We start from the raw sequence: 10,111 nt of genomic DNA, 5'->3' as shown, positions 1-10,111 counted from the left end.
ATTTTCAAGGATAGCCCTTGCAGTAAAAGGCCAGTGACGCAGCGGGCAAAGCCCGGGAACAACGTCTCCTTCCAGAGGCTAAAAAGGTGCAGCAATTTAAAATGATGCTGCAAGGGTAGTATGTTATTTCTTGCAAAATAACATGTTAATTACCCCATGCTTTGCCTCCCCTTAAAGGAGATATTGGTCTTGCTGAGGATGATTTCTTGGCCTGAACTGGTCGCAAAATCATCCTGCATGACACTTAAAAGGAGTCATCTTATTGCCCACATACCCACACTAGAGCCTCACTTAGGTTGAAGTTTGTTACGCTTCGTGTGGGTATGTGGACAAAAGAATCCAATGATTTTTCAGTAGCATAAAATTTGATGTTTGATACATCAGCAAGTTAAAAGAGATGATACAGTTATTTAACACTCTCGTTATTACTTATTGAAATTAAGTTCTTCCTCTATGATCTTTTGCATATCCTCTTTCTTCGGTAGCTCTAACATATATTTAGACACGAATAAGTTATTGTCCATGCCAGCAAGAGCATATTCTGCTAAGGCATGATTTTTATCTGTACATAACAAAATTCCTACGGGAGGATTGTCCCCTTCCATCATTATATTTTTCTTGTACCAATTCACATAAGTATTAAGTTGTCCTATGTTTTCATGAGTAAACTTCTCAAGCTTTAATTCAACCAATACATGGCATTTAAGAATCCGATTATAAAAAACTAAATCTACAAAGAAATGCTCTCCACCTATAAGAATTCTTTTTTGGCGTGCTTCAAAACAAAATCCATGACCCAGCTCTAAAAGAAATTCCTCTATTTTAGAAATTAATTGTTCCTCTAAATGTGACTCACTCATGACTTCTTTTGGCGTTAATCCTAAAAATTCAAATATATAGGGATCCCTAATATCTAAAGGCTTACTCTGAATCTCTGCTTTTTCTTTTGTTAGCTTAACTAATTCTTTTTTATCAATGGAAAGGCCTAATCTTTCATAGTAAAGGCTATCTATTTGCCTTTTTAACTCGCGAACGGACCAGTTTCCCTTAATACATTCTAGTTCATAGAAGTTCCTTTTTTGCTCATCCTTTATTTCTACTAGCATCTTAAACATGCTATACGAAATGTTATTCAAAAGCTCACTAGATGAAACTTTGAATTGTGCCGACACCGTAGGCACTTTTTCATCAGATACAAGAAAACCAGTAAGTTTTTCATTGAATTGTGCCGACACTGTAGGCGCAATTTGAGTATAGGTACGATAAAAATTAATGTAATCATAAAGTTGTCTTTTATTGCAATTGCTGACTTGGAGTCTAGCAAGATTTAAAGAAAGCTCTTTTAATAATTTATCTCCATAATTAGCGCGATCATCTCCTTTAAGCTCATATTCAGAAATATAATAACCAATTAGCCAATTTCTAATAGTGAGATATGTATTAACTGCTTTCTTAGCTTGGGAAGATAACTGATTATGAGTATCATTTATTATTTTTATGAGATCAGTAAAATTCGTTGGCTGCTTTTGAATCTGGTTTTTATTGCTCATTTATATCCTGTTAAAACCTATAAAAATAATTGATATTATACGCTTAACCAATGATAGTTTCCTTAATGAGTAATATTAGATAAGAAAATAAAGCAAGGGTCATGGGGTTGAAGCCCAACGGAAACGTACGCTAAGCTGAGCTGCTCATACGAAAAAAAAAATTAAGTTACCACCAAAATAAAAAACCCTGAATATCAGGGTTCTTAATAAATTAAACTGGGATCGCTTTATAACCGCTCTTGGGCTGGTACCTTAGTGGATGAGTGCATAGCATGGCTATCCTGTTCATACACTCACTAACAACATAATGGCACTTCATTGCTCAAAGCGCAGAAGTTTTTTGCGCTAGCATTCTTTTTATATCAACATAATGTGGTTTTTTTTCAATTTTTTCAATAAAGAATGCTTATCCATCCTTGGGAAGGATATTAGCGATTTTGTACGATTTTTAGAATTACAAAAAACATAAAGATAGAAAATCCTGCAAAAAGACACACGTTTCCAGCTGTTTCAATAAGAGGATACAAACCCTTTAGCAAATCACCTTCCGCAGGTGGTTTCTTTAAATGATATCCTACAAATAGAAATCCTAAAGTGGATAGTATTGCAAGTGCAGGCTCGGTAATCAGCCGGTATATTCCATAGATCAAACCTTCAATATTCATTTAATTTCCTTGTTTCAAATAACGTGATTAACATAATTGGTTTTGTAGGTCTGTTGCAAGCTTATTTAGCTCCCATTAAAAGAAATTAAACGAACAACCAATCAATACTGCCTGTTGTGCTGGGATGTGGTGCAACACTCCAGTCTCAGTTTCAGGGGAGACAGTTAGTTCGGGTTTTTTACCCCAGATGGTTTGATAACCTATAGTGATGGTGGCTTGTTGATTAATTCGATAGCCAAAGCCGGCCTGAATTTCAGGAGAATAGGCCTGCACATCATTGACCTCAACACGGTCTACTTGAAGTTGTCGAAAAGCAACCCCTCCCTTCATCCAGGCAATCAATGGGAAACCACCCATCGGCTCGGTTTCTAAGCCAATGAGTACATCCAGTAAGGGTTTAATCTGAGCAGATATTGGAACACCTCCTAATACATCAATAGACTCTTTGGACAAGGCAAGCCGCTGGGTATTTCCACTTTGAATGCCAGCTTCAATATCTGCTTGCCAATAAGGGTTGGTGAATAAAGTACGCCCTAAACTGAACCGACCCACAGCTGATTGGCCGTCATTATTGGTCATGTCAGGAGTATGTCCCATACCAAAGGCAGCATTGACTGTCCATGGTTTAAAATTAGTTTCATTATAGGCGTAAGTAAGTCCGGTTATATTCATTAAGGTGAGTAACAGTATTATTTTTTGTTTCATGATAAGTTCCTTAGTATTTCTCATAATTAGAGGTTAAAAACGACTGATGGCACGCACGCGCCCAATAGTGTTTGATTTGCTGCTGGCGATTATTTCTCCTGTGGAAAAATTTTGCAGCCAGGCATTGGCCACGCTGGCCTCAGTAGAGCTCCAATAAAATTCAGGGGCAAAAGACGATAAATTTGAAAGATGCAAATTGGTGTGCAGTAATTGCAACTCAAATGCGGAGGGAAGATACCAACCACCATAACAGATGTTGCCTACAGCAATTGGTGTTTTGCACGGCGTTACCCCATCCTCAAGCACTTGGAAATTAGCGGCCTGTAAGGCTGCAAAAACACCGCTTTGATTATCAATTGTCTGCGCAGCGATGATTCCCCGAGTATTACTTTCACCTGCCCCAATGCCATCACCTTTTGCATTGGTAATTTTGTTTCCCGAAGCCCCGTTACGCCATTGAATGCCTTGTCCGTTGACGTCAATCTTGCTGGCAATCAAACCGTGCTGTCCACTTTCATCCACATAAAATACCAGTCCTCCACGATATTCTTCGCCAATTTGATGGGATATTCGAGTCATTTTAATCACATCCCCTTCAATCGTGATGCCATCTCCTGCTGTGTAGGTTCCAGGAAGTCCACGCGGTCCTTCTGCACCAATTGGCCCTTGAGGTCCCGGAATACCTTGTGAGCCTTGAGAACCTGGTGTGCCCTTCTCTCCTGCAATACCTTGTGAGCCTTGAGAACCTGGTGTGCCCTTCTCTCCTGGAATACCTTGAGGGCCTTGAGAACCTGGTGTACCCTTCTCTCCTGGAATACCTTGTGAGCCTTGAGAGCCTGGTGTGCCCTTCTCTCCTGGAATACCTTGTGGGCCTTGAGAACCTGGTGCACCCTTCTCTCCTGGAATACCTTGTGGGCCTTGAGAACCTGGTATACCCTTCTCTCCTGGAATACCTTGTGGGCCTTGAGAACCTGGTGTACCCTTCTCTCCTGGAATACCTTGTTTCCCTTCAGGAATCTGATTCAACTCGATTTTTAGTTCGTTCACTTGTTTCATCAAAAGAGTGATGGCTTCCCAAATTTGTTTTTCACTACCGCCAGCTTGGACGCTTATACTGGTCAACAGCAATGCAATACTTAATATTTTTTTCATCATAGTTCTCATTTATTAGAATGCATGGATGGCACGAACGTGTGCGGGTGTTGATTTTTCATGGGTGCTTGGCTCACCACTACTAAAATCCACAAGCCAGGCTTGAGTGGTATTGTTTTCTGTTGAACTCCAATAGGGTTCATCAGCCAATTGACCTAATCCCATCCATTTTAAATTGTGATGCAAGGCCACAAGCTCATAGACTGAGGGCAAGTACCAACCTCCATAGCAGGCTGCAGTCGCAGTTATTGTGTCAGGACAAGGGGTTATTCCGTTGGCTGAAATCTGGAAATTAGCAGCAAGGAGTGCTGCAAACCGACCTTCTTGCTGATCAACGGTTTGTTCGGCAACGATGAGCCGAGTATTATGTTCTCCCGCCCCAAATCCTTTAGCTTGAGAATTAACCGTTCTGTCCCCTCCCTCCCCATTACGCCATTCAATGCCCGCGCCTTCATTCAAATCAGTAAGAGAAACCATTAATCCGTGTTGCCGACTGGCATCGACCCAAAATACCATGCCGCCTTGAAACACTTCACCAATTTGATGGGTGATAATGGGCAGTTCATTGACTTGTTTTTGAACTGAACCTACCCCAGTATTGAGTGCTCTAATCTCAGCATTAAGCTCACTGCGCAATGCATCTATTGATGCTTTTACATACTCCGTGGATGCCGGACTACACCATGCATTAATACTTAACACATAAATCAACACTCCAGTCGCAATCAATTTTTTTGTAGCCATATTGTTCCTTCCTCTTGCATAAAATTGGTCATTCATCATCTTTAAATAGTTTCGTCCTGTGTATAGTGCGTTGTTCTCTTTGTTCTGCGATAAGTCATCATTAAAGATGACTTGGCAAACCCGTGATTCGTGGTGCTCCTTTATTATCTAAAAAGGTGGTTTTACATTTAGGAAATCCCGAACATCCCCACCAAAACCCTTTTTTACCCTCCCTTCTGTACAGGGTGTTTTGACACTCTGGGCAGGAAAATTGACTTAATTCACAGGGATTTTTATAAGCGGGTGCGAGGTGTACTAATTGCTCTAGCATGCCGGTGAGCGTGTCACTCTGATCATCAAGAAAATCGGTGATCCCGCTCACCCCATTGGCAATACCATCCAATACTTGCTCCCAAAGTGCGGTGGTTGCAGGATTAGTAATGCTGGGTGGTAATTTCTGGATAAGGCCGCGCCCTTTTTGTGTGGAGATGAGTTGCTTGCCCTGGCGTTTGAGGTATTCTCTACTGATCAAGGTTTCTAAAATATTGGCACGGGTGGCTTCCGTGCCAATGCCTGCTGTTTCTTTTAGAATTTTTTTAAGCTGAGGATTGTCCACGTATTTGGCAATGGACTTCATCGCAGTGATTAAGGTTCCTTCTGTAAATCGTGCGGGTGGATTGGTTTTTCGTTTATCCACTTGGCAACTATTGACTGCCACCGGTTGTCCTTTGATTAATTGGGGAATGTTGCCTAAATGTTCCTGAGGAGAGCCTTCTGGTTCTTCTTGAGCTTCCTTCTCTTTAATCGCGTTTTTCCAACCTAATACTAAAGCTGTAGCACTTGAACCTTTAAAGAAATGTCCCCTGATATCAAGCACAACACTTCTTTGTAGGTATTCATAATCACCAAGAAATTGTGCCAGATAAAAGGCACGAATGATGTGGTAGAGCTGACGCTCAGGCTGTGACATACAGTGGAGGATTACCTGAGTGTTTGCTGTTGGGATGATGCCATGATGAGCCGTGATTTTTTTATCGTTCCATACCCTTGATTGGAACGTCTGCGGACATTGAGACAGTAAGGGTTCAATTTCTTTATCTACCCGTCCCAGCGCTTTTAATACGATGCTTGCTTCTGCAAATTGACTTTCGGGTAGATAACCGCAATCGGTTCGCGGGTAGGTGGTCGCCTTATGCTGCTCATACAAAGATTGAGCTACATCCAGGGTTTGTTTGGCACTGAATCCAAGTTTTGCCGAGGCGATTTGCTGTAAGGCGGATAAGGACAGGCATAAGGGAGGTGCCTCATTTTTTCGCGTTTCCTTAAATTCGTTAATAGTTCCCTGTTGGCCTTGTATTTGAAGTACCACCTCATCAATCAGAGATTGATTAATGCATCGTCCTTCCTCATCAGTAACCTCTTCAGGCATTACCCAGGTAGTCCAGAACAACTCTTGACTTATCGAGGCACATTGAGCTTTTAAAACATAATAATCCTTAGATTTAAAGTGTTCAATTTCAATGTCCCTATCCACAACCAATTTCAAAGTAGGCGTTTGTACCCGCCCTACAGATAAAACACCCTGCCCAGGAACACTGAATAAGCTGCTCACAGCCATCGTTAAATTCATGCCAATCAACCAATCGGCGCGGGCTCTGCCAAGTCCTGCTTGATAGAGCGATTCGGTGGAGCTGCCTGGACGAATAGAATTCAGTGCTTTTTTAATAGAAGACTCATCCAGGGCAGACAACCATAATCGCTCAACAGGACCTTTATAATTACAGTAATCCAACACTTCACGGCCAATCACATCGCCTTCGCGGTCAGCATCCGTAGCAATCACCACCGAGGTTGCTTTTTTTAATAACTGTTCAATGGCTTTGAGTTGTTTTTTGGTTTTTTCTTGTGGCTTTAAAACCCAATTCTTTGGAACAATAGGTAAAATTTCCATCCTCCAAGGTTTTATGTGTTCGCAATAGTGATCGGGTGGCATTAGTTCCAGTAAATGACCAATACACCAGGTGACTGCAATGCCCTGCCCTTCAAAACAGGATTGAGTTTTAATCTTAGCTCCAAGAACCGCAGCAATGTCTTTGGCTTGAGAAGGTTTTTCGCAAATATATAATTTCATGCAGCGCCCCTTTCTTCGGAGTGGTGGCTACTCAAAGGCTTGCTATCCTGTTCTAGTCTTTTGTTTAAACAAGACAGCAGCGGTTGCCTTAGTTTTTCTTCAAGCCTTGGTGCCACATTGGAGGTAAGTGCCTTATAAAGGAGGGAGTAATCCATTTCACCATGGTGTTTTGTATGGAGTTGATAGGGCTCTTTCTGATGAATTGCCTCATCGAGTGTAATCGAGGGCAGCTCTTTAACTGAGCTTAATAAAAGCGTACTTAAAAGACGATTCACCTCTTTGAAAGCGCGTCTTAGGTTATTAAAGTAATCATCATCATTGGTAAAGCATCCTGCTGTTCTTAAGGTTTTAAGAAGAGAGATGAAGTGGTCGTACACTTCAAAAAGTTCAACCAGACTACTGGCTAGCGCACTATCAAAGCGTACTTCAGGAAAGTGCACGGGTTGGTAGGTGATTTTTTTTCCAGCCAAATGCTTTTTCTTCTCCAACACCCCTTCGAATGTATCAATGTCATCATAAAATTTTTGGATGGTGGTATTAACGGCTTCATTCATTTGATAAAGGCTTAAGAGCGCATAAACACGCTGCTCCTGACAGAACTTGATTAAACTCGCTACCTTATTCATGAGCTTTTTGTAAAAATTCACCCCATTTTTTAGCTCGCGAGTAAACAGACGGTTCACTTCATTATTACTTAAAGTAAGTTTTACAAATGTTGTCATGATGGATTTCCTTCTTTAATGTCAGTGGAGTATTCAGTTCGAACAGGTTGGCTTAATCGACAAGGCATCACTTCCTGTTGCTGCCCCGATCTATTGATGAAATAAGTTTTTTCCTCACTAAAGGCTTGTTTTAAGGCGGTTTCCAGAACTTCGGTCACAATCCCTGAGCGACTTTGGTATTTGCCAAGAACTTCAGGCAGTAAAAAAACACGCTGGTCGTCTTGTTCTTGGAGTTGTCGCAGAATTAATTCTTGAGCATCTAACGAAAATTGTTTGTTACCAGATTGCATGCGGTGTTCAAGCCATTTGATAAAGTCCGGTATTATCTTTTTCGTTACATGGGGAGTTTCCAGCTCCTCTTGAGATACTACCAAAGACTCTTGAGCTGGTTCCTCAAAGCATGGCACGGAACGACTTACCTCAATTTCAGGACTTGATTCAGGGATTAATGGTTCAGCATTTTGCGACTGTTCGAGCTTATTGATGTCACACAAAACGCTTTTAATCTCATCGGGTGCCAGTCCATCGTTAAGAGGTAATGGAATTCGAACCTTATATAGTTCCCCGCCATTAACCAAAACAAACGCCTGGCCTTTAGGCAACGAGGTAATGTCGTTGACCTCCAGCATCCCAATTGAATTTTTTTGTACTCGGTCTTCATTGGTAGTATTAAAAAACACACCCTCATCACCATGTGGCGTATCACTCACCATTGACACTTGGGTATGTGATACCACATCAACACTGGGTAGAACTTTGATTAAAAGATTCGCGGTTTCATCATTTTCTACCCGTAAAATAATCAGCGTGTTTAAGTTGCCTTTGGTGACCTCAGCCATAGCCTTTGAGCCTAAAGCCACTTCTAAATCCTGTTTGGTTTGGGCATAAGCGGTGACCTGAAAGCCTGCTCCTCCTGCTTTATTTAATATTTTTACAAAGGAGTCCTGAATGATTTCAGACAGCTCGTCACAGTGAAGGTTCAGGCGGTAATTGGCATGGCTTTCTTTATAAATTTTTCCAGCGGTTGAGACTAAATCAGATAGAAACGCTTTGCCTACCGCTTGGGCAATATTGGGGTTCGTTAAGCTATCAAGACCTATATAAATCACCCGCTTGTTTTTAATGGAGGCCATCAATTCAATTTCAGACGTCGCTTGAGAAAAAGAAAAAATACCTGAAGCATTACTTTTATTAATTTCTGATAAAACAGGCCCAACACTGGCGGTAATTTTATCGTAATAGGTCTTGTCCATAAGGGCTGCATCGTATAAATCAATAAGTACCTGGTCGTGCAGGGACTCCACATTACCCTGGGCAATGGTGTCTGAGATGTATTGTTTAAAGTATTTAGAAACGGCCTTTGCGCGATCCATTGCAGGATAGGGATTGCCGTATTTATCAACACGGGCATCATTATCCGCAATGATTGAGGCAACATCAGTTAAATAATTAAGATGACGGGATGGCATAATGGTGTCGGCATAAGCCATCAATAATTGATCAAGACGACTGATGTAAAAAGCGATGGTTTTATAAGTAATGGGTTGATGCATTTCCTCAAGGCAAATCGCTACAATATTGACGTATTTCCAAGCGAAGGCGGCAAACTGTTTGCCCTCCCCTTCAGCGGCAATCGCATCAGTGATGCGTGTGGCCACCTCACTCACCTGGTCAAAATTTTTTAGGGGGTTGTAGCAGGCAGACAATTTTGGAAATCCTAAATGAACAATACGAAAATCTTCCAATCGATTAGAGGCTTTGCAGGCAGAATACATATCCCTGACCAATTCCAGATCTCCTTTAGGATCAACTACAATCACCGCATCACCATTTCGAATGTCTTGATTGATTAAGATGCTGGCCAGACGCGTTTTTCCAACTCGGGTCGTACCCACCACGAAGGTATGTCCCACGCGAATACTTTGCGGGATATAAACAGGCTTATCGCTGTCACCAAGCCCATGTAAATAAGGCTTGCCACCAACGTCAGGTGCGGGACGAAATGGATTTATCCGTGAAGGACTTCTGAGCCATGAAGCCAAATGTGTGGCTTCATGGTTTTTACAAAAGGCACTGACGGCTTGATGCACTACGTTTCGTTGTAAAAAACGCTCATTTTCAACTTGTTTGATTTGATGAAGGCGTTGGGTATGGCGGGGAAACCAACGAAAGCCGCGTCCTACAAAAAGCCAACGTTGTGACAGAGGTACTTGTGTTGTTGACATGGCATAATAAGGCATTGCTATCAAACGTTTTTGATAGCGAATTACGCGATAAGCTTGTAATGCACGATAACCACCCAGACCACCTAAGCTTAGGGCTGCATAAAGTCCCATGTTTTGGGTTAATAACAGTACATGAGGTAAGCAATATGCCAAAACAGCGAATGATCCCAAGGTTAGGGCAGAGTAGATCTCCGTGGGATCTCTTAATAAATTTTCAACAGGGTATCGGTTAGCCATG

General features: G+C 41.6%; 8 protein-coding genes. All 8 read right to left on the bottom strand.

Annotated features, from left to right (window positions below; all coding sequences use genetic code 11):
* Window positions 1-425: 425 nt before the first annotated feature.
* The 8 genes from IZU94_RS01025 to traD all read right to left on the bottom strand — a co-directional run bounded on the left by IZU94_RS01025 (window position 426) and on the right by traD (window position 10,110).
* Entirely contained in the window at window positions 426-1,550 is a 1,125-nt protein-coding gene (locus tag IZU94_RS01025; protein WP_203107428.1) for a PDDEXK nuclease domain-containing protein, read from the bottom strand.
* Window positions 1,551-1,978: 428 nt separating this feature from the next.
* A complete protein-coding gene (locus IZU94_RS01020) occupies window positions 1,979-2,215 on the bottom strand; it encodes a hypothetical protein (RefSeq protein ID WP_203107427.1) in 237 nt (78 codons plus the stop codon).
* Window positions 2,216-2,290: 75 nt separating this feature from the next.
* Window positions 2,291-2,920 (bottom strand): hypothetical protein, encoded by a 630-nt coding sequence (locus IZU94_RS01015; protein WP_203107425.1) that lies wholly within the window; start codon window positions 2,918-2,920, stop codon window positions 2,291-2,293.
* Between the two features lie 33 nt (window positions 2,921-2,953).
* Window positions 2,954-4,075, bottom strand: coding sequence for a hypothetical protein (locus IZU94_RS01010; protein WP_238400292.1), 1,122 nt, complete (start codon window positions 4,073-4,075; stop codon window positions 2,954-2,956).
* A 12-nt stretch (window positions 4,076-4,087) separates the two neighbouring features.
* A complete protein-coding gene (locus tag IZU94_RS01005; protein ID WP_203107423.1) occupies window positions 4,088-4,816 on the bottom strand; it encodes an Lcl domain-containing protein in 729 nt (242 codons plus the stop codon).
* Window positions 4,817-4,916: 100 nt separating this feature from the next.
* On the bottom strand, window positions 4,917-6,926 hold the full coding sequence (locus IZU94_RS01000; RefSeq protein ID WP_203107421.1) for a DNA topoisomerase III: 2,010 nt from the start codon (window positions 6,924-6,926) through the stop codon (window positions 4,917-4,919).
* The gene (locus IZU94_RS00995; protein WP_203107419.1) at window positions 6,923-7,648 is read right to left on the bottom strand and encodes an AcaB family transcriptional regulator; all 726 of its coding nucleotides are present in this window, start codon (window positions 7,646-7,648) and stop codon (window positions 6,923-6,925) included. Before IZU94_RS00995 ends, IZU94_RS01000 begins: the two co-directional genes overlap by 4 nt.
* Window positions 7,645-10,110: a type IV conjugative transfer system coupling protein TraD gene (gene traD, locus IZU94_RS00990; protein ID WP_203107417.1), complete on the bottom strand. Its 2,466-nt coding sequence runs from the start codon at window positions 10,108-10,110 to the stop codon at window positions 7,645-7,647. The genes IZU94_RS00995 and traD overlap by 4 nt, the downstream gene beginning before the upstream one ends.
* Between the last annotated feature and the right edge of the window lies 1 nt (window position 10,111).

The sequence above is a fragment of the Legionella bononiensis genome (genome assembly GCF_016786215.1).
GTDB classification, from domain to species: domain Bacteria; phylum Pseudomonadota; class Gammaproteobacteria; order Legionellales; family Legionellaceae; genus Legionella; species Legionella bononiensis.
The sequence above is the reverse complement of the archived record's forward strand: the minus strand, read 5'-3'. Positions and strand labels throughout refer to the sequence as shown.